Source organism: uncultured Nisaea sp. (assembly GCF_963974195.1).
Classification (GTDB): Bacteria; Pseudomonadota; Alphaproteobacteria; order Thalassobaculales; family Thalassobaculaceae; genus Nisaea.
In genome coordinates this window covers 1-1,722 of record NZ_CAXBDC010000210.1, presented here as the reverse complement: position 1 = coordinate 1,722, position 1,722 = coordinate 1, and the positions used below count along the sequence as shown (strand labels likewise).

The 1,722-nt window shown below is 57.0% G+C and carries 1 protein-coding gene; it reads left to right on the top strand.

The genetic code is table 11. From position 1 onward, the window contains the following. The first annotated feature begins 166 nt into the window (after positions 1–166). Complete coding sequence (locus AAC126_RS22300; protein ID WP_339857683.1) at positions 167–1,507, top strand: IS1182 family transposase; 1,341 nt, start codon at positions 167–169, stop codon at positions 1,505–1,507. Positions 1,508–1,722: the final 215 nt, after the last annotated feature.

Sequence of the window (1,722 nt, the reverse complement as noted above, 5' to 3'; positions counted from 1 at the left end):
AGATACGCATTCTGGCCATAGCTTCTCCAAAAAATTGATGTTCTCAAAACCGTCGATATCGGTGAAAAACTCGACCCACTAGATGTTGTATTCTGGGGCCCTGATTTTCCTTGATTTGATTTTAACCTGATGATTCAATTGACTTATTGGATCGGAGGGCGCGCTTATGATGGGACGATTGGCAGATCAGGGGCAGTTGTTTTATCGGTTCAAGCTCGAAGACTACGTTCCTGCAGATCATTTTCTGCGCCGGGTGGACCGGTTCCTCGATTTCAAGCCACTGCGCGCCGAGCTTGCGCCGCTCTACAGCCATACCGGGCGCCCTTCTATCGATCCCGAGCTGATGATCCGCATGCTCCTGATCGGCTACCTCTATGGTATTCGCTCGGAGACCCGGCTCTGCGAGGAAGTTCATCTCAACCTCGCGTACAGATGGTTCTGCCGCCTTGGGCTTGAGGGCCAAGTGCCGGAGCGGTCCACTTTCTCGAAAAACCGCCACGGTCGGTTTGCTGACGGGGATATCTTGCGGCGAGTCTTTGAAATAGTCGTCGGAATTTGCACGGGAAACGGCCTTGTCAGCGGCACCGGCGCCCTAGTCGATGGCAGCACGGTTCACGCGGATGCCAACCGCGACAAGCGGGCTGCACCTGATGCCATCCGGTCCACTTGGGATGAAATGGAAACGATCACGCGCCCGGTTCAGGCGTATCTGGACGACCTGGACCACGCAGCTGAGAATCCGCCAGACGGCCCAAAACATAAGCCGCCGAAATACATCTCCGAGACCGATCCGCAGGCTGCCTGGTCGTTGAAAGACGGGCCAGGGCGTTTCAGCTATGAGGTCAATTATCTGGCCGATGATCTGCACGCCATCATCGTGGACGTGGAAGCGACACCCGCGCGGCTCAGCCAGGAAATCGTTGCAGCGAAACAGATGCTGGAGCGCAGCGCAGGTGCGGTTGGCTTCACGCCAGAGGACCTGGCAGCCGACAAAAGCTATGGCACCGGGCCATTTCTGTCATGGTTGTTCGACCGGGACGTCACACCCTATATTCCGGTTCTGGATCGCAAGGCGCAGACCTTTGGCAAGCTGACGCGGGATGCTTTCGAGTACGATGCGGACAATGATGTGTATGTCTGCCCGCAAGGCCATGAGCTGCTGCTTCGCAGCGTGAATACCGAGACGCGGGTGAAACGGTACAAGGCCAAAGCCTCGCAATGCCGCGATTGCCCGTTACGCGCCCAATGCACGGATGCGCCGTCCAGAACGGTGGTCCGGCTGATGGACGAAGAAGCCCGGCAGAAAGCCCGCAATCTGGCTGACACGGACGCCTTCCAGACCGCGCGCGCCCGCCGCAAGAAGATCGAGATGCTGTTCGCGCATCTGAAACGATGGCTGAAACTGACCCGCCTCAGGCTCCGGGGCCTATCAGGAGCCAACGAAGAATTCCTCCTCGCCGCAACCGCCCAAAACCTCAAACGCCTCGTGAAGCTCGTGCCGATATGAAGACATGAAAGATCAAGACACCGCCGATCAAACCCGCCGTCGAGGCGGGGCCAACAATACACCCACGTCGACGGCACCACATTTAGTGGGGCGAGTTTTTCACCGATATCCGTCGTTTAACGAACAGGTGCGGCCAATGTCCGGCAGGGTTTCATGACCTAAGAATATCAGGCCGTTTACCTTGTTCGGAATCACAGGTTCGTTTATGATGCTGG

What these genes read in the sequence shown, in the direction of transcription:
- AAC126_RS22300 (WP_339857683.1), top strand. Translation starts at nt 167, where the DNA reads ATGATGGGACGATTGGCAGATCAGGGGCAGTTGTTTTATCGGTTCAAG.